This window comes from Staphylococcus simulans (genome assembly GCF_002902285.1).
In the GTDB taxonomy this organism is placed as follows: domain Bacteria; phylum Bacillota; class Bacilli; order Staphylococcales; family Staphylococcaceae; genus Staphylococcus; species Staphylococcus simulans.
Window position 1 is genome coordinate 59,531 of the sequence record NZ_PPRU01000045.1, and the last position, 24,835, is coordinate 84,365.

The window sequence follows — 24,835 nt, forward strand, 5'->3', positions numbered from 1 at the left end:
AGATTAAGCACTGTTGCTTTTTTAGTAATGGTGCTTTTCTTATGAATAAAAAAACAAGCACTCACAAGAGCACTTGTTCAATAAGTCACTATTTATCTTTTGCGTTTACGGCCTAAGCCCATCGCATTTTCCATTTTTTGTAATGTACGTGAAGAAGCTTTAATAGCTTTGTCTCGACCAAGATCTAAGATTTCATCTAGTTTATCTGAATGGTAGTAATCGTTATAGCGTTCTTGGAATTCTGTTAAGAAGTTTTTAACGACTTCTGCTAAATCGCCTTTAAAGTCACCATAGCCTTTACCTTCATAACGTTTTTCAAGGTCTGAGAATGATTCGTCAGTTAGGCTTGAATAAATAGAAAGAAGATTGCTGATACCTGGTTTATTATCTTTGTCATATTTAATGATACCATCTGAGTCAGTTACAGCACTTTTGATTTTTTTAGCTGCTGTATTTGGATTATCTAATAAAGAGATGTAGTTTTTCGTATTATCATCACTTTTACTCATTTTTTTAGTAGGGTCTTGCAGACTCATGACACGACCACCGATTTTCGGCATACGTACTTCTGGTTTTACTAAGACATCGTTGTAGCGGCTGTTGAAGCGGTCTACAAGATTTCTTGTTAATTCAAGATGTTGTTTTTGGTCTTCGCCGACAGGTACGATATTCGTATTGTAAAGTACGATATCAGCTGCCATAAGTGGCGGATAAGTTAAAAGACCAGCAGGGATACCTTCTGTTTGTTTAGATGATTTATCTTTGAATTGTGTCATACGTTCTAATTCGCCTACAGAAGAAATAGTTGTCAGCATCCATCCTGCTTGAACGTGTGCAGGAACCTCTGATTGAATAAATAATGTTGATTTTTCTGGGTCGATTCCTGATGCTAAGTAAATTGCGGCTAATTGACGGATGCGCTCACGCAATTTCAGTCTGTCCTGCGGTACTGTAATCGCATGTTGATCTACGATGCAGAAGAAACAATTATAATCATCTTGGACTTCACTGAATTGTTTAAGTGCACCGATGTAGTTGCCTAATGTTGGAATTCCACTTGGTTGAATTCCTGAAAATAGAGTTTCCATTTAAGATGCCCACTTTCTTACGTAATATAGTAATGGTTTCATTATAGCAGTATTTTAAATATTTGTAATGTGTGTTAAAATATAGATGTAGCTAAATTTTTAACCTCATACCCGTGTGGCATTTTATATTCAAAATATTGAAAAGCTATCGTCATTTTAGCTATTCGATCTCAAGAATTCGGTATGTTTTAAATTTTCTATAAATAATCCCTTTTTTCTCATTTAATTTTAATGTTGAAAGGGTATACTTTAATCATAGAGTTAAGAGAAGGAAATTTTAACGTGTAGACAAAGTTTAAGTTGAAAGTAACACGAGTTATTTGGACATAGATGAGTACTGCGTTTTGATTTTAGATAAATTCCTTAACTAAATCAACAAAATCAATGAATTTAATTCATGATAAATAGGAGAGTGAGATGTATGGTAACACTATTCACATCACCAAGCTGCACATCTTGCCGTAAAGCGAAAGCATGGTTACAAGAACATGACATTCCGTATACGGAGCGTAACATTTTTTCAGAACACTTAACAATTGATGAAATTAAACAAATCTTAAAAATGACAGAAGACGGAACAGACGAAATTATTTCAACTCGTTCTAAAACATATCAAAAACTAAACGTGGACATTGATTCATTACCACTACAAGAATTATATACAATTATTCAAGATAACCCAGGCTTATTACGCCGTCCGATTATCTTAGATGAAAAACGTTTACAAGTTGGTTATAACGAAGATGAAATTCGTCGTTTCTTACCAAGAAAAGTGCGTACGTTCCAACTACAAGAAGCGCAACGTATGGTAGACTTATAGGATTTAAAATCCAATTAAATGAATGTGAGGGGCTGCAGTGCAAAAGTACTGTGGCTTTTTGCATGTAATAAAAAAGATCAACTACTGATATAAGTAGTTTTTATAGAGTGTTTTCAGGGAATATGTTATTATAATAGGCCAACGGTAGAGCAGTTATGCCTTTATAAACAAATAAATTGTAATTTGCACACCGTTTTTATACAATATGGGTACTATTCTAGGTTGTCGACAAAGTAGACGCTGCCTAGACTCTAGAAAAGTTTGTCTAAAGTCTAGATATTGCTATTCATCGACTGTAAGGAGTGAGATGATATGAGAATAGAGCGCGTAGATGATACAACTGTTAAACTTTTCATAACGTATGGTGACATTGAAGCAAGAGGGTTCAAAAGAGAAGACTTATGGACAAACCGTCAACGTGGTGAAGAATTCTTCTGGTCAATGATGGAAGAAATCAATGAAGAAGAAGACTTTGTAGTTGAAGGTCCATTATGGATTCAAGTACATGCTTTTGAAAAAGGTGTGGAAGTCACTATTTCTAAATCTAAAAACGAAGAAATGATGAACTTAAATGATGATAGTATGAACAGTGAATTCGATCGTCAATTAAACGAATTGCTTGAACAGACTTTCGAAGAAGAACATGAAGAAGCTGAACAAAAACAGCAATCACGTTCAAATCGCTCTCAAGCAAGAGAGCGTTTCCAACAACCACGTCGTACAAATGGTCGTTTAGTTATTGTTAAATTTGAAGATTTAGAATCTGTCATTGATTATGCACATCACCATAATCAACCAACTGATGACTTTGAAGATTTATTATATATGTTGAATAACGAATATTATTATGCAATTCATTTTGATGACAGCGTAGTAGAAGAAACAATCAATGACTTCTACAGTCAATTGTTAGAATTTGCAACGCCAAGTGATCATTCTGAAGTTTATTTAAATGACTACGGTAAAATCATTATGAGCCATAATGTAACTGCACAAGTACGTCGTTTCTTTAACGATACAACAGAAGCATAATATAAATTTAATTGATTAAGCCTGTCCTTGTTGGACAGGTTTTTTCTATTTCCTGGGAAATTGAATGACAACGTTGAGACGTAGAAGTTTTGTTTTGAATTTGTATTGTTTCTTCTATACAAGTTAATAGAGGTAATGACGTGCAAAATAAACGAAATAATGAGAAAATCTAAGTATTGACATTAGCATAAGAGGAGGCTTTTTTTATGAGTCAACAATTAACAAGAGAGCAACAAGAACAAAAATATCCCGAGTATACTTGGGATCTGACAACAATCTTTGAAAGCGATGAAGCATTTGAAGCTGCATTTAAAGAAGTAGAAGGCTATTTAGGTGCGGAAGAAAAATTCAAAGGGCACCTAGGAGACAGTGCTGAAACACTTTATGAAGCGTTAGCTTTAGAAGATAAAATTGAAACTGAACTTGAAAAGGTCTATGTCTATGCACATTTAAAACAAGACCAAGATACAGGCAACGATAAATATACTGGCTATGAAGCTCGTGCGCATCAACTTGCGATTAAATTAAGCTCAAGCTGGAGTTTCTTAGTACCTGAAATCTTACAAATTGATGAAGAGACAATTCAAAAATTCATCGATGAAAATAAAGATTTAGAACGTTATGCCTTTGATTTAAAATTAATCAATGAAGAACGTCCGCATGTCTTAAGTGCAGATAAAGAAAAATTATTAACAGAAGCGCAAGATGCTTTATCAACACCATCTAACGTATATGGTATGTTCAGTAACGCAGATTTAGAATTTGAAGATGCGGTAGATAAAGATGGTAATAAACACCCATTAACTCAAGGTACGTTTATTAAATATTTAGAATCTGATGATCGTGAACTTCGTCGTTCAGCATTCAGAAACTTATATAAAGCTTATGGTGCTTACAACAATACTTTAGCGGCGACATTAACAGGTGAAGTGAAAAAACATGTGTTCAATGCGCGTACACACAATTATAAAACTGCTCGTGAAAAAGCTTTAAGCAACAACCATATTCCTGAAGCAGTTTATGATAACTTAGTTAAAACAGTACACAAATATCTGCCATTATTACATCGTTACACTCAATTACGTAAAGATGTTTTAGGTTTAGAAGATATGAAAATGTATGACCTCTACACACCATTAGTGAAAGATATCAAATTTGAAATGCCTTATGATGAAGCTGTGGAATGGATGTTAAAAGCTTTAGAACCAATGGGTGATGAATATTTAGATGTCGTTAAAGAAGGTTTAAATAATCGTTGGGTCGATGTGTATGAAAACAAAGGTAAACGCTCAGGCGGTTATTCTTCAGGTGCACATTTAACAAACCCATTCATCTTATTAAACTGGTCAGATACAGTCTCAGACTTATTTACATTGATTCATGAGTTTGGTCACTCAACGCATAGCTACTTCAGCAGAAAATTCCAACCATCTAATCATAGTGATTACTCAATCTTCGTCGCAGAAGTTGCTTCTACAACAAACGAAGCATTGTTGAGTGATTATATGGAGAAAATTTTAGATGATGAGCGCAGATTGCTCTTATTAAACCAAGAATTAGAACGTTTCCGTGCGACATTATTCCGTCAAACAATGTTCGCAGAGTTCGAGCATAAAATTCACCAAATTGAAGAAGCAGGGGAACCACTAACTGCAAATCGCATGAATGAAGAATATGCGAAATTAAATCGTGAATACTTCGGTGATATTGTAGAAACTGATGAAGATATCAGTAAAGAATGGTCACGTATTCCGCACTTCTATATGAATTATTATGTTTATCAATATGCAACAGGTTACAGTGCAGCACAAAGTTTAAGTTATCAAATCTTAAATGAAGGTAAACCTGCAGTAGATCGTTATATCAATGAATTCTTGAAAAAAGGAAGCTCTAATTATCCGATTGAAATCTTAAAAAATGCAGGTGTAGATATGACAACACCAGAACCAATCGAACAAGCATGTAAAATGTTTGAACAAAAATTAGATGAATTTGAAAAACTAATTAAAGCGTAAAGTTTGTGAAATCGTTTATAATATGACAAGTTTGTGACAAAAACGTTTTCATGGGTTAAGCGCCTTGAAATAGGGTTTGGCACGTGGTATATTATGACCATGAAATTAATCACATAACAAACATACCCCTTTGTTTGAAGTGAAAAATTTCTCCCATCCCCTTTGTTTAGCGCCGTGTATTCAGACACGGCGTTTTTTTTATGCTTAAATTTAATAAAGTGAATTTTAAAGTTTTATAGATACATATAGAAAAGCGCCGGCAGCCATGGTAGGGGTTACCATGAAACTGCCGGCGCCTTGTTTATTGCGCGATAGGTGTAGAGAGATGTATTTTAGATAAGGATTAACCTTTTTCTAAAATGTAAGGCTGAGAACTGCCCATACGATCAGCATTGATCACTTGATAGCTGACGTGTTGTAAATCTTTTTTCTTTAAACAAATGACAAAATCTGAGTCAGATGTCGGCGTTAAGGCGATTTCGTCATCTGTTGTACTGATAGATTTAATTTCATAAACATCTTCTAAAGTGCTTGGGATTGAATAAAGTATACGTATATCTAAAGAGAGGGTATCGTCTTGACTTAGCCACTCTCCTTGGAAATGATTTAACAGCGTTTCTTCTGAATCAGATAACGAGTTGAGATATTTCACATTAATACTAGTTGTTTCCATATTAGCTATCCGTCCTTTTAGAAACCAACAACAGAACCGTACCAGTGGTAATGGTCACCATTAGACACAGGAATCACGTTACTGTCTGCTGGTTGTAATGAATAATCACGATCCCAAGGATTCCAGAATACAATGACTTGTTGGTTATCTGCAGTAACTGCGTTACCTACAACTGCCATTGCATGTCCAGCATGCATACCTTGAGTCGCTTCAATTTGTTTTCCTAGTATTGCTATACCCTTATTGTCCTTAGTATATTGGTCTACCATATTAAAACTTGGCATTCCATTATAATAAGATGTATTTTTACCTTGAGCACGGCCGTATTGAATCATTTCATCTGCAGTCAAACCAGTGAATTGGAATGCTTGACCAGATAGTCCAGGGTGGATTTGATGCATAACGTCTTGTGCTCTATATTGGCTTGTGTTTTTAGTAGCGTTTAATAATGCAGCCATTGTATAACCTGCACACCAACCATTGTTGCCTTGTTGTTCACGAATTTGGAAGTTAGGTAGTAAGTTGACATATTTAGTCGCAACACTGCTGTGTGTAGCTTCTGTTTGTGTCGCATTAACAGTTTGTTTTAATTCTAAATTCGGAACTGCAGGTGTTGACGGTTTTGTTTTATCATCTGGTAATTTTGTTTGCATGACTAGATCTAAACGTTTGTCATGTTCAATGTAGTAACCGTCTTTATTTGTGAATATTGTAATAGGGGTATTGTTTTGGCGATATTGATTTAATTCGTCAGAGATGAATTTTGAAATACGCACACTATAGTTGGCATTATTTTTATTTGCGTGTACGTCATTTTCACTCTTAGGCGTTACAGTGAGGATATACTTAATTGTGTCGCCTTGCATAACAGGGTAGTAGAAGTTGCCATCCTCTTGGCCATTGAATTTGTAGATTTTAAAGGAGTGACCGAGTTTGAATTCTCCGTTATTACCGGAACGATCAATTTGAGAAAGGGCTTGTGCATAACTTGAGAAGTGTTGTTTCGCTTCTTGTTTTGCTTGACCCGGAACATCGGTGTTATCAACTTTAATTTTAAGTGAATCGGATGAAGCATTTGCGGTAGTTGTTTGTTGTGTGACGTATGACAATGCACCGCTGATGACCATGATGGCTGCAAGCAGCAACATGGAAGCAGTTTTGAAAAATGTTTTTGCTATATTCAATTGCTATTCCTCCATTCAATAAAATTGATTTGTGAAATATCTCATTTTTAATATAACATAAAAGAATTTAAAAAATAGGGTAGTTTTTAAGTATTTGATATTACTATCGGTTTCTAGTTTGTGATAAGAATAATTGATAATTTTATTAAATGAAAACAATTGAATATGATTGGGTTGTGCGGGTTTAAATAAAATAAAAAAACACTTGTCGCAATGACAAGTGTTCCACTCGAGCTATTATTTAGCTTTCCAGAATTCTCCTTCTGGACTGCTTAATTTTTCAATTTTTTGTTGTAAAGCTAGTTTTTTCAATTCTTTTTGTAGCAATTTTTTCGGCCATTCATAGATTGTTAGTAACTCTTCTAGTGTAACGAATTGCTGTTCTTGAATATACGTTTCAAGTTTAGGCAGTAATTCCTTTTCTATAGGTGTGCCCATTAATTCATTAATGATATAAGTATAAATGTGGTAAGGATATAAGCCTTCGACTTTTAAACCTTCTTCGGTTACATCTTCATTGAAAAAGACAAGAGAAGGTGCATGATCGACTTCCATTTCTCTCGCAATATGCAAGTCGACTTTCAGACTTTCAGTGAGCTTTCCACTCTTTAAATCTTCTTTGAATACGTCATAATCCAAACCTGCATTCTTCGCAGACGCTTCAATCATATTTTCAGTGATAATATCACGTTTCGGTATAATTTCATTTTGCATTAAATGAATAAAACGTTCTGCACGTGCACGCCCTTGAAGTTCAGCAGCTTTATATGCCAATGCGATATTATCGTTTTCAGAACTACTTTGAGCTTGGCACTTCGTCAGTATGCGTAAGGATGGGTTTAATATATGACGAATACGGATATATTGTTTATATTCAACTCTTAATTTAGATAGTATTGCGGATAGTTTAAAACAATCTTCATCAAACGGATCGAAGAAAGAATAAATTTCTATCTTGCTCACAGGTGAAAGGTTCATTTCATCTTGTCTATGATTACATATTAACTTTAACTCTTCAGACATCTCATTCACCTACAATTAATTTTCAGAATTAACCATATGATTTGCGGTCAATCGCAATCTTTCATATAGGTATTCATCAACACCCGCAGGCAGCTCTGCATGTTGAATCGCTTTATTCATATTTTCTAACCAAGCATCTCGTTCAAAGGTTGTTATGCGAAAATCCATATGTCTCATTTTTAACATCGGATGGCCATGTTCTTCAGTATAAAGTGCTGGGCCTCCTAGAAACTGCGTTAAAAATTGTTTTTGTTTTCGACTGGTTTCCGCAAAATCACCAGGGAAGAGGTGGTTGATTCTTTCATCTTGTTCAACAAGAGAATAAAAGTAATCTGTCATGTGATATAGGCGTTCTTGGCCTATTACTTCGTAAGGTGTCAAAGCCATTTTCTCACCCTGTTTCTTTAATATATATCTAATATAACATGAATTTTTACAATTAAAAGTAATACGACTTTTGACTGAGTGCTACCGAATTGTGCTTAATGATTATTTGTTTTTTACTTCAAAAAAGCGAGCGACTTTATTTTTAGGAATATACGATTGAATATTGAAATCTTGTAAGATTTCTTGAAACTTCTTCAAACCTTCTTCGGGTTGTTCCACTTCAAATTCAAGCTCGAAATCCTCAGTACCAAGGTATTCGCTATGATCTAGTACAAGGAGACCTTCATCAATCTCTGTCTCCATGCGGTGGGTCGTTAATGCCCCTAATACATAAAGTTGTGTAACATCTATACCTGTTTCTTGTAAGACAGAATGAATCGGATCTGGCAGTTTGTCAGGTGTAAGATGCATGTCTTGTTTTGGCACGACTTCAGTCATGTGATTATATTCAGTTAAACCTACTTTAGCAGGTACTTTTAATGTCATTTCATACGTGTCATCAATTTCACGAATTCTGAGTGCCATCAAGTGTTCAGCTAAAGCGAAATCCGGTGTATCAATATAATGATTTTTTTGCGTAAAAGGTTTTAATGTATTAAAATATCTATTTCTTAATGCTTCGTATTGATTATGTGTCAGTAGTTGCTTATATTCTATTTCTTGATTAATAGTCATCAGTTCACCTCTGTGACTATATATTATGGACGATTTGAAAACTATTTGAAAGTATTTCAATTTATAGGCTTCGTGATACAAAGCATTTAGGTTGTGTAATGAGTGATGTACATATGTTAAAATAAGTAGGAATAACACAAGGAGGATTTAGGTTATGCGTATTTATGTGAACGAAATAAAAGTGAAAGATGATGGCATTTATTGCTATACAGATAAATCGACAGAAGGGTTGACTGAAGCAGGGCAAATGCTCGTTGATAGTGACAATTACGGGTTTGCTCATATCCTTGATGATGGACAATCCTATTCCTATCTTATCTTTGTGCAAGAGACTTGGTCTATGCTTCATGAAAATAAGGGGAAAGCAATTTATGTAAATGACGATTTAAAATTAGAACAATTTGACCAAGAGTTAGATTATATCTTAAGTAATATCAAAGGGAACTCAAACTATGGTAAGGATTTTGTGGCGGAAGTCGAAAAAACGTTTGAGTTAGAGTGAAGCGGAGTGAATCGCAATGAATCAATGGGATCGATTTTTAGCACCTTATAGACAAGCAGTTGAAGAACTTAAAGTAAAATTAAGAGGTTTGCGTAAAATTTATGATTTAGAAGCCGATGCGTCGCCAATCGAATTTGTAACCGGACGTGTGAAGCCGTTAACAAGTATTATTGAAAAAGCGACTGAGCGCGATATATCATTTGATCATCTGCATGAAGAAATGTATGACATCGCTGGTTTACGTATTATGTGTCAGTTTGTGGATGATATACCCGTTGTCGTTAATCTGCTTAGACAACGCAGAGACTTTAAAGTTGTTGAAGAAAGAGATTATATCAACAATACAAAAGAAAGCGGCTACCGTTCATATCATGTGATTATTCAGTATCCGATTGAAACGTTGGATGGGCAACGTTCGATATTAGCTGAAATTCAAATCAGAACGCTAGCGATGAATTTTTGGGCGACTATTGAGCATACTTTACGTTATAAATACGATGGAGACTATCCTCCTGAAATTCAAAAACGCTTAGAAAATGCGGCAGAAGCTGCCTTTTCACTAGATGAAGAGATGTCTGAGATCAAAGACGAAATACAAGAAGCACAACGTTACTATTCTAAAAAACGTGCGAAAAAACATAATCAAGAGTGAGGTGCTTTATGCGTTATTATATCGTGTCTAAAGGGGACCACAAATCAAACAGCATCAAAGAAAATATGGAAGCACAAATGGAAGCGAACAATATGATTAAAGATGCCGACGAACCTGAAATTGTTATTTCTGTCGGCGGGGATGGAACTTTATTAGAAGCCTTCCATCAATATTGTCATCGTGTGAATGAAACTGCATTTGTCGGTGTACATACAGGGCATTTAGGATTTTATGCAGATTGGCTGCCGCATGAAGTAGATAAGTTAATAGAAGAAATTGCAGATGGAGATTACGAAGTCATTCAGTATCCTTTAATCGATATTATTGTGAACTACAACGATGACAAAGAACCTTCACATCATATCGCACTGAATGAAGCAACGATGAAAACTGAAGATAATACAACACTTGTAGCAGATGTTAATTTACGTGGACAACACTTTGAAAGATTTAGAGGAGACGGTTTATGTATTTCCACTCCTTCAGGATCAACTGCCTACAACAAAGCACTTGGCGGTGCTTTGATTCATCCTTCGTTGCGCGCAATTCAATTGACTGAAATTGCATCCATCAATAACCGTGTGTTCCGTACAGTCGGTTCACCGATTGTTATGCCAGAACATCATTATTGTCTGATTACACCAGTCGATCAACGCGTGATTATGACATCTATCGACCACGTTACAATGAAACATCACAATGTAGAAAGTATTGAATATCGTGTAGCTAAACAGCGTGTACGATTTGCACGTTTCAGACCATTTCCATTCTGGAAACGCGTCCACGATTCATTTATTTCTGACGGCAGAGACGAATGAAATTTCACTATGACATTGAAACACCGGTTTTATTAAAGACTTTTTTACAAGAACAATTTTATTCAAAGAAAATGATAAGTGCCATTAAACAAAATGGCGCTTTACTTGTAAATAAGCAACCTGTAACTGTGCGAAAACAAATGACAGAAGGCGATACGTTAGAAGTTGTGCTGCCTGAGGAGAGACCAAGTCAGAATTTAATCTATTATCATGCACCGTTAGATGTTTTATATGAAGATGATTATTATTTAGCCGTTTCAAAACCTGCACATCAAAATTGTGCGCCGTCTAGAGAACATCCGCATGAAAGTTTGATTGAACAAGTTTTGGCATATTTAAACCCAGATAGTAGTCAAACGGTTATCGTGCCGCATATTGTGACACGACTAGACCGTAATACACAGGGTATCGTATTGTTTTCTAAACATGGACATTTTCATCACAGAATGTCTGACGTAAAAATGGAGAAAATATATCAATGCATTTGTTTTGGATTATTATCTGGAGAAGGCGATATTATTGCGCCAATCGCACGAAAATCTGACAGTATTATTGAACGTCAGGTCAATGAAACAGGCAAGTATGCAAAAACCAGTTACCAAACCCTTTCAGCGTGTGACCGTTTTACATTAAACCGTGTACAACTGCATACTGGACGAACCCATCAAATTCGTGTGCATTTTCAATATATAGACCATCCACTTGTCGGAGACAGTTTATACGGCGGCACACACCCATCCATACAAGGACAAGCGCTTGTATGTACGGATTTAAAGTTTATCCACCCTGTGACACATAAATCGGTGGTTTTAAAGGATAGCGTAAGGCAAAAAGCACTTGAGGACCTTTTTCAACAGCTTTGTAGAGAGAGTTAAGAAGTAAGGAGGAGGCCAAATTGGCAAAAGAAGATGATAAATTTGTAGATGAGCCAGAAGTCTATAACAAAGATTTATTAGATCAGCTCTTAATAGATAATGATATTGATGCATTTAGAGAAGAATTCTTATCCATGCATACGTATGAACAAAGTGAGTTCTTCGAAGATAGTGATGATGAAATCAGACAAAAAATGTATCATCTCTTATCACCGAAAGAAGTCGCGAGTTTCTTCGACCAACTCGAGTTAGATGATGACGAGTACGATGAACTCTTTGAACAAATGAAAGCAAGTTATGCGGCGCATATTTTAGAAGACATGTCTTATGACAACGCCGTAGATATTATGAGTCATTTGACTAAAAGTAAAGTCGCTACTTTATTAGCGTTAATGGATCAGCAAGATGCGAAAGAAATCAAAGCCTTGCTGCATTATGAAGAAGATACTGCCGGCGGTATCATGACGACGGAGTATATTTCTTTAAAGACAACTACACCTGTTAAAGAAGCATTGATGCTGGTTAAAGAACAAGCACCTGATGCTGAGACGATTTACGTTATCTTTGCAGTAGATGATGATAAACATCTCGTAGGTGTCTTATCTCTGCGTGATTTGATTGTCGCAGAAAACGATGCTTATATTGAAGATATTATGAGTAATCGTGTGGTCAGTGTCAACGTGGCAGATGACCAAGAAGATGTTGCGCAAAGAATGCGTGACTATGACTTTATCGCAATGCCGGTTGTAGATTATCAAGACCATTTACTGGGTATAATCACAATCGATGATATCGTCGATGTTATCGATGAAGAGGCATTAGAAGACTACTCTGGTTTAGCCGGTGTCTCTGATATTGATTCAACAGACGATTCAATTTTTAAAACAGCTAAAAAACGTCTGCCTTGGTTGCTCATTTTGACGTTTTTAGGTATGATAACTGCAACTATATTAGGGTCATTCGAAGAAACATTAGAAAAAGTCGCATTACTTGCGGCCTTTATTCCCATTATCAGCGGGATGTCAGGTAACTCAGGGACACAGTCCCTAGCGGTGTCTGTACGTAATATCACGACTGGCGAGATTGAAAATCAAAGCAAGTTCAAAGTGACGCTTAAAGAAGCGGGTTCTGGCTTTGTCTCTGGTTTAGTCTGTGCAACCGTACTCTTTACCATTATTGTAATTTTATATGGTACACCGTTATTAGCACTGATTGTAGGTGGCAGTTTAACGATTGCGATGACAGTCGGTACAATGATGGGTTCAATCATTCCATTGATAATGACGAAATTGAAAATCGACCCTGCTGTAGCTAGTGGTCCATTTATCACAACAATCAACGATATTATCAGTATGTTAATTTACTTCGGATTAGCTACATCATTTATGTCATATCTCACATAAGGAGGGACACATGGAATTTGTATCACTCGTCATTGTTGTCATGGCTGCGTTTTTAACGCCGATTATTGTCAACAGACTTAATATCAATTTTCTACCTGTCGTTGTGGCGGAAATTTTAATGGGATTAATCATCGGACAATCCGGTTTCCATTTAGTCGAACGCGACAACATCTTGAATATTTTATCAACACTAGGTTTTATTTTCTTAATGTTTTTAAGCGGTTTGGAAATTGATTTCAATGCGTTCAAAAGCGATAAAAATGAGCCTGAAAAAGCTAAAAATAAAAACAAGAAGAAAGCACCGGGTCATTTACAATTATCATTATTTGTATTCTCGCTGATTATGATTGTTTCAATCATTTTAGCGTATGCATTTAAATGGTTTGGCTTGATTGATGATATCTTATTAATGGTCATTATCATTTCTACAATTTCATTAGGTGTGGTAGTACCAACACTTAAAGAAATGAATATCATGCGCACAACCATCGGACAGTTTATCTTGTTAACGGCTGTATTAGCTGACTTAGTTACGATGATTTTATTAACTGTATATGGTGCAATTAACGCTAAAGGCGGCGGCACATTATGGTTGATTTCGATTTTAATTGTCTTTACTATTATTTTCTATTTCCTTGGCGGGATTTTCAAAAAAGCACAATTCCTTCAAAAATTGATGGATGGGACAACACAAATCGGTATTCGTGCAGTTTTTGCGTTGATCATCTTATTAGTGGCATTAGCAGAAGGTGTAGGTGCTGAGAATATCTTAGGTGCCTTCTTAGCAGGTGTAATTGTATCACTGCTTGGTCCTGACGAAGATATGGTAGAAAAACTGGACTCATTTGGTTATGGTTTCTTTATCCCGATCTTCTTCATTATGGTCGGTGTGGATTTAAATATCCCTTCACTGATTAAAGAACCATCAATTTTAATCATTATTCCAGTGCTGATCATCGCATTCTTAGTATCTAAGATTATTCCTGTATATGCGATAAGACCTTGGTTTGATCAAAAAACCACATTGTCTTCTGCCTTTTTACTGACATCTACGTTATCGTTAGTAATCGCAGCAGCTAAAATCGCTGAACAACTTCATACGATTACACCAGAAATCTCTGGGATCTTAATCCTGAGTGCTGTCATTACGTGTGTATTTGTTCCGATTGTCTTTAAAAAGACATTCCCAATGCCGACAGAAGCGACACGTCGTATTAACGTCAGTCTGATTGGTAAGAACCAATTAACGATTCCGATAGCGCAGAACTTGATGTCTGATTTATACGCGATTACGTTATATTATCGTAAAGATTTAAGTGATAAGCGTAATTTATCAAATGATATTACTACTGTTGAAATTGCAGATTATGATGAAGCGATACTTGAAAAGCTTGGACTCTTTGATAGTGATATTATAGTGTGTTCAACCAACGAAGATGAATTAAACTATAAAGTCGCACAAATGGCTAAAGAACACGGAGTAAACCGTGTCATCTGCCGCTTTGAAGAGGGCGGAGAAACTGAAGCTGAATTACGTCAATCAGGTGTTGAAATCTTCAGTAGTTTCTTAAGTAATAAGATCTTGCTGACAGGTTTAATTGAAACACCGAACATGTTGAACTTATTAAGCAACGTTGAAACATCATTATATGAAATTAAAATGCTTAACTATAAATTCGACAACATTCAATTACGTAACTTCCCATTCGACGGCGATATTATCTTCGTACGTATTGTACGTGATAATGAATCGATTGTACCGCATGGTGATACGATGTTACGTTACGGTGACCGCTTGATTGTGACAGGTTCGAAAGAATATGTAGATGAATTGAAACGTGATTTAGAATATTATTCACTCGGTTCAATTTAAACTTAAAACGAAAGTCTAATGAGATGTTAGGCTTTCGTTTTTTATTTCTACGATGCATACCATAGATAATGGTTGAAACAAGTCTATTAGAACAAAAAATGTTATAATACTAATAATCAAAATTTGAATCATTAATAGAGTAAAAGGAGCGTTTTCATGTTTAGTTTAGAAGGAAAAACATACGTTATTATGGGAATTGCGAATAAACGCAGTATTGCTTTTGGGGTAGCCCAAGCTTTAGATGAATTAGGAGCAAAACTAGTCTTTACATACCGTAAAGAACGTAGTAAGAAAGAATTAGATAAACTTGTTGATCAATTAAATCAAAAAGAGCATCTTACGTACCAAATTGATGTTCAAAGTGATGACGAAGTAATCGATGGATTCAAAAAAATCGGTGAAGATGTAGGCCAAATTGATGGTGTCTTCCATTCTATCGCATTTGCGAATGTTGAAGACTTACGCGGTCGTTTCTCAGAAACTTCAAGAGAAGGATTCTTACTTGCACAAGACATCAGTTCTTATTCATTAACAATCGTTTCAAGAGAAGCGAAAAAATTAATGCCTGAAGGCGGCAGCATTGTTACTACAACTTACTTAGGCGGAGAATACGCAGTACCTAACTACAACGTAATGGGTGTTGCGAAAGCCAGCTTAGAAGCAAACGTGCGTTATTTAGCATTAGACTTAGGTCAAGACAATATCCGTGTTAATGCTGTTTCTGCAGGTCCAATTCGTACATTAAGTGCGAAAGGTGTTGGCGGTTTCAACACAATCTTAAAAGAAGTTGAAGAACGTGCACCATTAAAACGTAATGTTGATAAAGAAGAAGTCGGCAAAACAGCTGCTTTCTTATTAAGTGATTTATCAAGCGGTGTAACAGGAGAAAACATCCATGTTGACGCTGGTTTCCACGTAATTAAATAATCATACTCAGTATAGCCCACTATGATAGTCCAAGACTAAAATAGTGGGCTATTTTTTTAATTCGGCTATTCAATTCTTTAAATGAAGTGTATGATAGTTACGGGAATAAAATCAAAAGTGGGTGGACAAGGATGACAGAAAAGATTCATCAACAAGGTAAGTCGTATTCAAATAAAATTCTAGCTTCTTCAATGCTTGGATTCGGGCTAGAGAATATGGACATTATGTTTTTAGCCTTTGCGCTATCAAGTATTATTAATGAGTTCCATATCAGTTCTGCAGAAGCCGGTTTAATCGCTTCGATTACGAACTTCGGTATGTTGTTCGGAGGTATTATTTTTGGCGTGCTTGCAGACAAGTATGGTCGTATTCGTATCTTTACATACACGATATTTATTTTTGCGATAGCAACCGCATTACTTTCAGTCTCTTCTAATATTTATATGGTCTATATTTTAAGATTCATTGCCGGTATGGGCGGCGGTGGAGAATTCGGTATCGGGATGGCGTTAGTGGCTGAAGTGTTTAAGAAACAACGTCTAGGCCGTGTTTCTTCAGTGGTCGCAATCGGAGGTCAAATCGGCGCATTGATTGCTGCGCTGTTAGCTGCCGCAATTTTACCGCATCTCGGTTGGCGCGCGCTCTTTTTAATCGGTGTGGTACCTGTGATTTTAGCATTCTACATTCGTCGTAATTTAGATGAAACAGAATCATGGAAACAAGCAAAAGCAAATCGTACGTTAGAAAAGAAAAATCAATCGCCAATCGGTTTATTATTTAACACGAAACATATGGCACATACGACAATCGCATTAACGATTATGTCGAGTGTACAAGTTGCTGGGTATTTTGGTTTAATGAACTGGTTGCCGTCAATTCTTCAAAAACAACATGGCTTAAGTGTTTCTAACTCATCACTTTGGACCATCAGTACGATTGTTGGTATGAGTTTAGGTATGTTTGCGTTCGGACAAATATTAGATCGCTTCGGTGCCAAACTTTCTTATACGATTTTCCTTATCGCATCAGCTGCATCTGTCTTTATTTATGTCTTTGCGCAAAGTGCAGTCGCATTACTGATCGGTGGGGCCTTTGTCGGCTTCTTCGTTAACGGTATGTTCGCAGGCTATGGGGCAGTTATCAGTAGTTACTATCCAACACATATTCGTAGTACAGCGAATAATGTCGTCTTCAATATTGGACGTGCATTAGGTGGCTTATCACCGATTGCGATAGGGTATTTAATGGATCATTATGGCATGAGTACAACAATGATTTTCCTTGCCTGTCTTTATATGATTTCACTTGTGATGATGTTATCGCTTAGAAATATGCCGTTGAAAGGCAGAAAAGCGATGCGCGCGAATCAAGCATAATCTAAAAGTAAATAAGTCTTATCAATGTAAAAAGCGTTCAACTTCATTTTAGAGAGTTGAACGCTTTTATAATACTCGTTAATCTTTAACTTCACTTTGTGCTTTCCGCATAATATCTTGACGGTAAACAAAGATATTACGGACGACTGTTTTAATCACTGCGTATAATGGAACCGCAACTAAAATTAAAACAAATCCGCCTAGGTTACCAGCCGCTAAGATAACAATGATAATCGTAAGCGGGTGAATGTTAAGTGATTTACCCATAATATTCGGTGTAATGACATTACCTTCTAATTGTTGGGCAACGAGTGTTACCACACAGACCCAAATAAATGCTGTCGGACTTTGAATAATTCCGATGATTGCGGCAGGTAAGAAGGACATCCACGGTCCTAAGAATGGAATCATGTTTGCGACACCAGCGAATAACACAAGTAAAAGTGTATATTCTAAACCGATAATTGTATAACCAATGTAAAGAATAATTCCTAAAATTACACTTACTGTGACTTGGCCTTGAATGTATGATTGTAATGTATAGTTCACATCTTTTAATAAGTTAGTTACAAATACTTTGCGGTCACCATTGAATAATTTAGCCACTGAAGGAATGAACTTCTCGTGGTCTTTCAACATGTAAATTAAGAAGAATGGCACCATAATCAGTAAGAATAGTGTAGAGATAATTTGAGAGACAATCGCAATCGAATTAGATAGGATATTTGTCACATTATCTCCGAATGATTTTACAACTTTATTGATGCGATCTGTTACATCATTAGGAAGTTTATCCATTTGGTCTAGTGTATATTGTATGATTCCTTGAACTTCTTTTTGAAGTTGCGGTGCTTGTTTAATCAACCCGTTAATTTGGTTAGCGATGAGTGGCGCAACGACTGTAATTGCAGTTGCAGTTAAGCCGATTAAAATCACAAAGATAATCGAAATACTGCCCCAACGCGGAACTTTGCGTTTTTCTAAAAACTTTTGAAGCGGTAAAAAGACATAAAATAAAAAACCGCTTAAGATAAATGGTAAAATGACTGATTGAATAATGATAATCAGCGGTTTAAAGATAACATGTACTTCCATAATCAATCTGATTAATAGAAATAATATCAATAACATGATTCCCGTTCGGAACCACACCTTATTTAGCATTGATGATGTCCTCCTAAAGAAATAGACTTATAAACCATTATAGACTAAATTAAGTTATTGAAAAAGTCATATTTCTGTAGAAATGTAGATTATTTCCTGAGAAAATTTATGATTATTTCTATGAAATACAAAAGAGGAAACGGTATACGCTTCCTCCTCTTTTTAATCTATTTCAATTGTTTATGTCTATCTTATTTTAAACTTCTTCTAAGTTATTTTGTGGTGGGAGCTTTTTATTTTTAGCACCTTTTTCTTTGGCAACTGCTTCATCTTCATTGAAATGTGCATCCTTTAAACGTTTCGGATAGTCTTCAAGCCAGAATGTCGCAGTTGGCAATTTGTTTGGATCTGGTTTGTAAATCGCGAAGTTACCAGAACCTTTTTGTTTCATTTGGAACTCGTAATCTTTTAAAGCGTCAACCGCAGGACGATGGAGTATCCAAATCGCAATAATATTAAGCCATGCCATCATACCTACACCTAAGTCCCCCATACTCCAAGCAACATCAGCTGTTTTAATTGAACCATAGAATGCTGCGAAAATTAACGCAAAACGTGCAACTGTGAACCAAATTTTTGTCGTAAAGACTGAACTGTTTCTTGTCATATACGCAATATTTGTCTCTGCGATGTAGTAGTATGCGAGTATTGTTGTGAAAGCGAAGAAGAATAATGCAATCGCAATAAAGTATGAACCGATACCAGAGAAAGCAGGATCAAAGTGATAGCTGCCGCCTTGTAAGGCTTTATCGATACCTGCTTGTGCGTACATTGCTGTACCTGAGTAATCTTTCGTACCGTCAGCGTTTTGAACATAGATACCATTATCTTTGATTAATTCCGGAATACCACCTGGCTTTAAATCGCCGTTTGTTGTATTATATGTGCCTGAAATTAAGATGATTAATGCTGTTGCTGTACATACGAATAATGTATCGACATATACTGAGAATGATTGAACTAAACCTTGTTTGGCTGGGTGAGAGACTTCAGCTGCAGAAGCGGCGTGTGGTCCTGTCCCTTGTCCAGCTTCGTTTGAATACAAACCACGCTTTACACCGATTTCAATCATGGCACCGAAGATACCACCAAACGCTGCTTGCATACCGAATGCTGATTTAAAGATTAATCCAAATAAAGCAGGTACGGCTTGGATATTGATGATAATAATAAAGACTGCCATTAAAATATAAAGAATAGCCATGAATGGTACGACTGCTGTCGCAACATTAGCGATCCATTTAACACCGCCGAAAATAATCAGACCTAAAATGACTGCAATTGTAACTGCAACAATCCAGTTTGGAATTTGGAACGCGTTGTTCATTGAACTTGCGATTGCGTTAGATTGTACCCCAGGTAATAATAAGCCTACTGAGATAACCGTTACAATCGCAAAGACTAAACCGTAAATTTTACCTAGACGTCCTTTAATCCCATATTCAATGTAGTAGGCGGGACCGCCTCGATATTCACCTTTTTCTTCACGTTTGAAGATTTGACCTAATGTTGATTCGATAAATGCACTGCTGGCACCTAAAAATGCGGTTACCCACATCCAAAAGACTGCACCTGGACCCCCAATAAAGATAGCTGTAGAAACGCCGACGATATTCCCCGTACCGACACGTCCAGCTAAAGAGAGTGCAATCGCTTGGAAACTTGAGATTCCAGTCGGTGATTTTTCACCGTGGAACATTAAACGAATCATCTCTTTAAAATGCCTGACTTGAAAGAATTTCATCATCAAAGAAAATAAAATCCCCGTAATCAATAGACCATAAACAAGCGGTTTACTCCACACAATTTCATTAAACCAAGCTACAAAACTTTCTAGCATAATGATTTCCCCCTTAATAAAGCGAAAAAGAAAACGCTTACATTTTACCCCTAAAAAAATAAGCGCATTATGTTCCGCTACTGTATGTGTTTCGACATGCATCAGTGAAATTGATTTTTTTCAATTATACTTTGAATAAAAGTTCCGTGCAACACTTTTAATGAAAATAAACATTAAACTTTACAAATAAATACTTATAGGATTAATCGGAATGGCACAATAAAGCTAGTTAATATCTAGCTTATTACCCAATGCGCATAAAAATTGTTAAACTAGAGTTAAATTTAACAATAAGGAGAGAGTAATGTGAGTGAACTAGAACCAGGTGTTGTGACTCAAACACAATTTCATAGTGACATTTTAGAACGTGATATTACGTTATCTATCTACTTACCTAAAAATTATTCACCATTATTTAAATATAAATTAGTGTTTTGTTTTGATGGTTTAGACTTCTTTCGTTTCGGACAAATTCATCGCGTCTATGAACGCTTAAGAGAAGATGAACAAGTAGAACGCGCCATTTTCATTGGTTTCCATTATGAAACCGTGGATAAGCGGAGAGAAGAATTTTCACCGAATGGCAGCCGTGCACCTTTAACTGTCAAAGCAATGGGACAAGAGTTGTTACCGTATATCGATAAAACATTTCCGACATTTAAAGTGGCGAATGGACGTGTGTTGTTAGGTGACAGTTTAGCAGGATCAATCGCGTTAATGACGGCACTTTCATATCCGCGCTTATTTAATCAAGTCGGTATGTTCAGTCCGATGTTTAATGAAGTCGTCGATTTACTCGCAAATCGTTGTCAGTTTATTGATCAGTTAGATATATGGCAAGCGGTTGGTAAAGAAGAAATTGACTTTGCGTTGCCGACTACAGGTGAACGTGCGGATTTCTTAACACCAAATCGTGAATTAAAAGACTTGTTAGAGAAGTTTAATGTTACACATTATTATGAAGAATTTGATGGGGGACATCGTTGGAAGTACTGGAGAAAGCTAATGGAACCCTTACTTTTATACTTTTTAGCGGAGTAAACCATTCAGTAAATTCTGTAAAGTCACAGTTTTTGGTAACGATTTCATAGAATGTTTGCTATAATGGCCATATAGTTCAATCTAAGGAGGAATTCAAATGATTTTAGGGTTAGCATTAATTCCATCAAAAACATTCCGTGAAAAAATTGATGCATATCGTAAACGTTATGATGAACGCTATGCGCAAATCCCACCTCATATTACAATCAAAGATTCATTTGAGGTTGAAGATAATGATTTTGACAGCGTGAAAGAAGATATTCAATCACGTATCGAAGGCATTGCGCCACTTCACATTCATGCAACGAAAGCATCAAATTTCGCACCTGTAAATAATGTGATTTATTTTAAAGTTGAAAAAACATCTGAATTAGAAGAATTAGATAATCGCTTCAATAATGGTGATTTTTACGGCCAACCAGAACATTCATTTGTTCCGCATTTTACAATTGCTCAAGGTTTAACAAGCCAAGAATTCGAAGATATCTTTGGACAAGTTAAACTGGCTGGTATTGATTACGAAGAAACAATTAGTGAGTTGACATTATTGAAATATAATAATGAAGCTGACAAATGGGAAACAATCGACACATTCAGTTTCAAATAAGCTATGAAGTGTATGAAAGATCTCACAGCATTTCAGTGATAAAAAGTACGGGGCTGAGACATTGTGATATTGAGGGCTCGATAGTGTAGATGTTACTATCTATTTTCAATGTCTTAACCTCTTACTTTTAAATACATATACAAAAAGGCAGCCGATTCTATGTCTGAATCAGCTGCCTTTTTATGACAACTTACATTATTTTGTTGGTTGTTGTTTTTGAATACGCAGGAAATAAATCCCATAGAAAATGGCTAAGAAGACGAAGACGCCTCCTGAGAAGTAGAACGTCATATTCAAGTTATTCGTAAATTGATAAAGCATTCCACCGATAAGTGGACCAATCATAGCACCGACGCCTTGGATGCTGTTAAAGACACCCCAAGTTTCTTCTTGTTCATCTTTCTTAATGAACTTAGCCATGAACGTATTCCAAGCTGGTAATAAAAAGCCATACATTAAACCAATAAACAGTGCGACACCCCACACAAGGTAAATCTGTGTAATGAGTGAAAGACTAAATATGGCAAGTGTATATAATACAAAGCCTGTAAAAATCGCACTGAACATAAATTTATTACCATGATGATCGATGATTTTTGATAAGAATAGCATGGATATAGCGCAACCGACACCACCAATAATCAAAGCTGCCGTATATTCAACCATACTAACTTTTACCACTTTTGTTGCGTAAGTCGGTAAAATCGGTACAAGTGCACTGATTGAAGCACCTTGTAAGATAATACCTGGAAATAGGACACCATTTGAATGTGCCACACGTTTAATTTGCGCAAGTTGTTCTTTTAAACGACGTGTTTTGTAGTTAGTGAGACGGATTTTAACAAAGTAATAAAGTATCCAAGCTACTAACACAACGAGTGCCATTAAGAATGTAAAGTGTGTTGGATGCACTTTAACAATTAGCAGCATGCCAATCATACCTGCTAATAAACCAAATAGCCATGCGAAATAAACATGGCCCATTTGTTTACCACGAGATTCATCACGTACACTAGATAGCATAATGACCCAAATTGGGCTTGAAGCGACACCTAGTAAGATGGAACTCATAATTAAAATAATGGCATTATAAGGGAACCAAATCACTAAAAACAAACTGCCGAAAGCCAGTAAAAAGCCGAGTGTCAATACTGGTTTCGCACCGAATCGTTTTAATAAGAAGCCGACAACAAAGTTTGTTGCGGCATCAGAAATATAATGAATGGAAACTGCAGCTGAGGTTACACCGACAGCTACTGAAGAAACAGTAGGTAAGAACGGAAGGTAACCTAAGACAAACATGCCTCGTGCGAATTCCATAAAGAACAATATAAACAACATAATTATGAAATTACGTTTATAGTTTGCGTTGTATTTACTTGAGGAAGAGCTTTGCATATAATGGTACCTTTCCATAAATTTCTTCTGTTTGTGAAGATTCATCTAAGAGATGAAGTAAGTCTCGGCATAATTTATAGGTAGGGTATTTGACTTTTAAGTCTTGCATACGAGCAACCATTGTATCTAGTTCTTTTTCATCTTGTGTTAAATCTGTAATTAAAGCAATTGCTTCTTCTGTTGTGTCTGCCACTTTACCCATGCCTTTAGACTCAAAGTAAAGTGCATTTTCTAACTCTTGACCTGGCGCTGGATCTAAGAAAATCATCGGCACTTTACGTGCAAGCGCTTCTGAAATCGTGATACCACCAGGCTTAGTAATCATAAGGTTAGAGGCTGCCATCCATTCGTTCATATGATGTGTATAACCTAAAATCAACACATTATGATTGCCATTAAATTGATGCTTTAAATTACGTTTTAATTCTTTATTGCGTCCGCATACCATTACAACTTGTGTCTCTGGCGTACGTTCTAAAATATCGGCAATCATTGATTCAAAGCCTTTAGATACACCAAATGCACCCGCAGACATTAAAATAGTAGGACGGTTAGAATCTAAGCGATTTTGACGCATCCAAGCGTCTTTATCAACGTCTTCTTCAAATTGTGAAGAAATTGGAATACCTGTAACTTTTATAATATCTTGTGGTACGCCGATATCTTTAAATTCTTGTTTTAAGTCTTCTGTAGCGACATAGTAACGTGAAGAGTGGGGCGTTACCCAGTTTTTATGTAAGCGATAATCTGTCATTACCGTCGCAATCGGGATATTCATATTAAATTGTTCTGTTAAAACAGACATGACCGGCGTTGGGAATGTCAGTAAAATCAAATCAGGTTTTTCTTTAATCAACAAATTGATCAATTTGTTTAAACCGTAATATTTGTAAAAACATTTATCAATGTCTTTTGGGCGGCTATAGTAAAAGCGTTTGTATGAATTTCTGAAATATTTAAAACTATTGATATAATACTTTTTGCAAATGGATGTTAAGATGGGATGTGCTTCTAAAAATAAATCATGTTCAATCACAGATAAGTGTTTAAGATTCATTTCATTTAATTGATTCACAACGCTGTTCGTCACTTGCAAATGGCCGTTCCCGAAAGAACCTGTAATTATCAATATCTTCTTATTTTGAGTAACCATGAAACCAGCCACCCTCCAGTTAGTAGATTTAATGTTGTCTATGTGAAGCTAATATATAGAATATATTGCTTTGTCTACAGTGTAACGTATGTTGCAGCCAGATTAAATAATATTGACGCTAACATCACTGAATTATAACACTTATTCACAGAGTATAAAAATATTTTCATACTTTCTTAACATTTGGTTCAATGAAAAAGAGATTCGTGATTTGTAAATTGTGCTTCTCTTATATAGGAAGTATTTGAATTTAATATGTAATTGACAGCGTAATCGATATATTAATAACGTAGAAAAATGTACAATAGA

The 24,835-nt window shown here is 35.9% G+C and carries 23 protein-coding genes; 13 read left to right on the forward strand and 10 right to left on the reverse strand.

Annotated elements, in window-relative coordinates; genetic code table 11:
* Window positions 1-92 precede the first annotated feature (92 nt).
* Window positions 93-1,088 (reverse strand): tryptophan--tRNA ligase, encoded by a 996-nt coding sequence (gene trpS / locus CD112_RS10530; protein WP_002481950.1) that lies wholly within the window; start codon window positions 1,086-1,088, stop codon window positions 93-95.
* A 421-nt stretch (window positions 1,089-1,509) separates the two neighbouring features.
* Between trpS and spxA the strand changes: the two genes are divergently transcribed.
* The 3 genes from spxA to pepF all read left to right on the forward strand — a co-directional run bounded on the left by spxA (window position 1,510) and on the right by pepF (window position 4,955).
* Complete coding sequence (gene spxA, locus CD112_RS10535) at window positions 1,510-1,908, forward strand: transcriptional regulator SpxA (RefSeq protein WP_002481951.1); 399 nt, start codon at window positions 1,510-1,512, stop codon at window positions 1,906-1,908.
* 312 nt (window positions 1,909-2,220) lie between these two features.
* On the forward strand, window positions 2,221-2,940 hold the full coding sequence (mecA, locus tag CD112_RS10540) for an adaptor protein MecA (RefSeq protein WP_103364280.1): 720 nt from the start codon (window positions 2,221-2,223) through the stop codon (window positions 2,938-2,940).
* Window positions 2,941-3,146: 206 nt separating this feature from the next.
* Window positions 3,147-4,955, forward strand: a complete 1,809-nt coding sequence (gene pepF / locus CD112_RS10545; protein ID WP_103364281.1) for an oligoendopeptidase F — start codon at window positions 3,147-3,149, stop codon at window positions 4,953-4,955.
* A gap of 343 nt (window positions 4,956-5,298) precedes the next feature.
* Here the strand turns inward: pepF and CD112_RS10550 are convergent, their stop codons facing one another.
* From CD112_RS10550 to CD112_RS10570, 5 genes are all read right to left on the reverse strand, one after another.
* Window positions 5,299-5,628: a hypothetical protein gene (locus CD112_RS10550; protein ID WP_002481954.1), complete on the reverse strand. Its 330-nt coding sequence runs from the start codon at window positions 5,626-5,628 to the stop codon at window positions 5,299-5,301.
* A gap of 17 nt (window positions 5,629-5,645) precedes the next feature.
* On the reverse strand, window positions 5,646-6,812 hold the full coding sequence (locus tag CD112_RS10555) for a C47 family peptidase (protein WP_002481955.1): 1,167 nt from the start codon (window positions 6,810-6,812) through the stop codon (window positions 5,646-5,648).
* 237 nt (window positions 6,813-7,049) lie between these two features.
* The gene (gene yjbH, locus CD112_RS10560; RefSeq protein WP_103364282.1) at window positions 7,050-7,835 is read right to left on the reverse strand and encodes a protease adaptor protein YjbH; all 786 of its coding nucleotides are present in this window, start codon (window positions 7,833-7,835) and stop codon (window positions 7,050-7,052) included.
* A 15-nt stretch (window positions 7,836-7,850) separates the two neighbouring features.
* On the reverse strand, window positions 7,851-8,222 hold the full coding sequence (locus CD112_RS10565) for a truncated hemoglobin YjbI (protein WP_103364283.1): 372 nt from the start codon (window positions 8,220-8,222) through the stop codon (window positions 7,851-7,853).
* A 102-nt stretch (window positions 8,223-8,324) separates the two neighbouring features.
* The gene (locus CD112_RS10570; protein WP_060803850.1) at window positions 8,325-8,897 is read right to left on the reverse strand and encodes a CYTH domain-containing protein; all 573 of its coding nucleotides are present in this window, start codon (window positions 8,895-8,897) and stop codon (window positions 8,325-8,327) included.
* Between the two features lie 154 nt (window positions 8,898-9,051).
* Here CD112_RS10570 and CD112_RS10575 point away from each other — a divergent pair, with 154 nt between their 5' ends.
* The 8 genes from CD112_RS10575 to CD112_RS10610 all read left to right on the forward strand — a co-directional run bounded on the left by CD112_RS10575 (window position 9,052) and on the right by CD112_RS10610 (window position 17,323).
* Window positions 9,052-9,399 (forward strand): UPF0738 family protein, encoded by a 348-nt coding sequence (locus CD112_RS10575; RefSeq protein WP_002480403.1) that lies wholly within the window; start codon window positions 9,052-9,054, stop codon window positions 9,397-9,399.
* Between the two features lie 16 nt (window positions 9,400-9,415).
* Window positions 9,416-10,051, forward strand: a complete 636-nt coding sequence (gene yjbM / locus CD112_RS10580) for a GTP diphosphokinase (RefSeq protein ID WP_002480404.1) — start codon at window positions 9,416-9,418, stop codon at window positions 10,049-10,051.
* 8 nt (window positions 10,052-10,059) lie between these two features.
* Window positions 10,060-10,869 carry an NAD kinase gene (locus CD112_RS10585; protein WP_103364284.1) on the forward strand — a complete coding sequence of 270 codons (810 nt, stop codon included), beginning with the start codon at window positions 10,060-10,062 and terminating at the stop codon, window positions 10,867-10,869.
* Window positions 10,866-11,744 carry an RluA family pseudouridine synthase gene (locus CD112_RS10590; RefSeq protein ID WP_103364285.1) on the forward strand — a complete coding sequence of 293 codons (879 nt, stop codon included), beginning with the start codon at window positions 10,866-10,868 and terminating at the stop codon, window positions 11,742-11,744. Before CD112_RS10585 ends, CD112_RS10590 begins: the two co-directional genes overlap by 4 nt.
* Window positions 11,745-11,764: 20 nt before the next feature.
* On the forward strand, window positions 11,765-13,147 hold the full coding sequence (gene mgtE / locus CD112_RS10595; RefSeq protein WP_002480407.1) for a magnesium transporter: 1,383 nt from the start codon (window positions 11,765-11,767) through the stop codon (window positions 13,145-13,147).
* A 10-nt stretch (window positions 13,148-13,157) separates the two neighbouring features.
* Window positions 13,158-15,020: a monovalent cation:proton antiporter family protein gene (locus CD112_RS10600; RefSeq protein ID WP_103364286.1), complete on the forward strand. Its 1,863-nt coding sequence runs from the start codon at window positions 13,158-13,160 to the stop codon at window positions 15,018-15,020.
* Between the two features lie 156 nt (window positions 15,021-15,176).
* The gene (gene fabI / locus CD112_RS10605; RefSeq protein ID WP_002480409.1) at window positions 15,177-15,947 is read left to right on the forward strand and encodes an enoyl-ACP reductase FabI; all 771 of its coding nucleotides are present in this window, start codon (window positions 15,177-15,179) and stop codon (window positions 15,945-15,947) included.
* Window positions 15,948-16,078: 131 nt separating this feature from the next.
* Complete coding sequence (locus CD112_RS10610; RefSeq protein ID WP_103364287.1) at window positions 16,079-17,323, forward strand: MFS transporter; 1,245 nt, start codon at window positions 16,079-16,081, stop codon at window positions 17,321-17,323.
* 78 nt (window positions 17,324-17,401) lie between these two features.
* Here CD112_RS10610 and cozEa read toward each other — a convergent pair whose 3' ends face one another.
* Both cozEa and CD112_RS10620 read right to left on the reverse strand, forming a co-directional pair.
* Window positions 17,402-18,487, reverse strand: coding sequence for a lipoteichoic acid biosynthesis protein CozEa (gene cozEa, locus CD112_RS10615; protein ID WP_103364288.1), 1,086 nt, complete (start codon window positions 18,485-18,487; stop codon window positions 17,402-17,404).
* A 196-nt stretch (window positions 18,488-18,683) separates the two neighbouring features.
* Window positions 18,684-20,327, reverse strand: coding sequence for an alanine/glycine:cation symporter family protein (locus tag CD112_RS10620; RefSeq protein WP_002480412.1), 1,644 nt, complete (start codon window positions 20,325-20,327; stop codon window positions 18,684-18,686).
* Window positions 20,328-20,633: 306 nt separating this feature from the next.
* Here CD112_RS10620 and CD112_RS10625 point away from each other — a divergent pair, with 306 nt between their 5' ends.
* On the forward strand, window positions 20,634-21,368 hold the full coding sequence (locus tag CD112_RS10625) for an esterase family protein (protein WP_002480413.1): 735 nt from the start codon (window positions 20,634-20,636) through the stop codon (window positions 21,366-21,368).
* A 97-nt stretch (window positions 21,369-21,465) separates the two neighbouring features.
* On the forward strand, window positions 21,466-21,975 hold the full coding sequence (locus CD112_RS10630; RefSeq protein ID WP_103364289.1) for a YjcG family protein: 510 nt from the start codon (window positions 21,466-21,468) through the stop codon (window positions 21,973-21,975).
* A 195-nt stretch (window positions 21,976-22,170) separates the two neighbouring features.
* Here CD112_RS10630 and ltaA read toward each other — a convergent pair whose 3' ends face one another.
* Together ltaA and CD112_RS10640 are read right to left on the reverse strand one after the other, a co-directional pair.
* A complete protein-coding gene (gene ltaA, locus CD112_RS10635; RefSeq protein WP_070848496.1) occupies window positions 22,171-23,373 on the reverse strand; it encodes a lipoteichoic acid biosynthesis MFS flippase LtaA in 1,203 nt (400 codons plus the stop codon).
* Window positions 23,351-24,526, reverse strand: a complete 1,176-nt coding sequence (locus CD112_RS10640) for a diglucosyl diacylglycerol synthase (protein WP_103364290.1) — start codon at window positions 24,524-24,526, stop codon at window positions 23,351-23,353. Before CD112_RS10640 ends, ltaA begins: the two co-directional genes overlap by 23 nt.
* Window positions 24,527-24,835 lie beyond the last annotated feature (309 nt).

Coding starts and splice junctions, on each gene's coding strand:
- trpS (WP_002481950.1), bottom strand. CDS start 1,088: ATGGAAACTCTATTTTCAGGAATTCAACCAAGTGGAATTCCAACATTA.
- CD112_RS10550 (WP_002481954.1), bottom strand. CDS start 5,628: ATGGAAACAACTAGTATTAATGTGAAATATCTCAACTCGTTATCTGAT.
- CD112_RS10620 (WP_002480412.1), bottom strand. CDS start 20,327: ATGCTAGAAAGTTTTGTAGCTTGGTTTAATGAAATTGTGTGGAGTAAA.
- pepF (WP_103364281.1), top strand. CDS start 3,147: ATGAGTCAACAATTAACAAGAGAGCAACAAGAACAAAAATATCCCGAG.
- CD112_RS10565 (WP_103364283.1), bottom strand. CDS start 8,222: ATGGCTTTGACACCTTACGAAGTAATAGGCCAAGAACGCCTATATCAC.
- cozEa (WP_103364288.1), bottom strand. CDS start 18,487: ATGCTAAATAAGGTGTGGTTCCGAACGGGAATCATGTTATTGATATTA.
- CD112_RS10640 (WP_103364290.1), bottom strand. CDS start 24,526: ATGGTTACTCAAAATAAGAAGATATTGATAATTACAGGTTCTTTCGGG.
- CD112_RS10630 (WP_103364289.1), top strand. CDS start 21,466: ATGATTTTAGGGTTAGCATTAATTCCATCAAAAACATTCCGTGAAAAA.
- spxA (WP_002481951.1), top strand. CDS start 1,510: ATGGTAACACTATTCACATCACCAAGCTGCACATCTTGCCGTAAAGCG.
- CD112_RS10610 (WP_103364287.1), top strand. CDS start 16,079: ATGACAGAAAAGATTCATCAACAAGGTAAGTCGTATTCAAATAAAATT.
- yjbM (WP_002480404.1), top strand. CDS start 9,416: ATGAATCAATGGGATCGATTTTTAGCACCTTATAGACAAGCAGTTGAA.
- ltaA (WP_070848496.1), bottom strand. CDS start 23,373: ATGCAAAGCTCTTCCTCAAGTAAATACAACGCAAACTATAAACGTAAT.
- fabI (WP_002480409.1), top strand. CDS start 15,177: ATGTTTAGTTTAGAAGGAAAAACATACGTTATTATGGGAATTGCGAAT.
- CD112_RS10590 (WP_103364285.1), top strand. CDS start 10,866: ATGAAATTTCACTATGACATTGAAACACCGGTTTTATTAAAGACTTTT.
- CD112_RS10570 (WP_060803850.1), bottom strand. CDS start 8,897: ATGACTATTAATCAAGAAATAGAATATAAGCAACTACTGACACATAAT.
- mecA (WP_103364280.1), top strand. CDS start 2,221: ATGAGAATAGAGCGCGTAGATGATACAACTGTTAAACTTTTCATAACG.
- CD112_RS10575 (WP_002480403.1), top strand. CDS start 9,052: ATGCGTATTTATGTGAACGAAATAAAAGTGAAAGATGATGGCATTTAT.
- CD112_RS10600 (WP_103364286.1), top strand. CDS start 13,158: ATGGAATTTGTATCACTCGTCATTGTTGTCATGGCTGCGTTTTTAACG.
- CD112_RS10585 (WP_103364284.1), top strand. CDS start 10,060: ATGCGTTATTATATCGTGTCTAAAGGGGACCACAAATCAAACAGCATC.
- yjbH (WP_103364282.1), bottom strand. CDS start 7,835: ATGTCTGAAGAGTTAAAGTTAATATGTAATCATAGACAAGATGAAATG.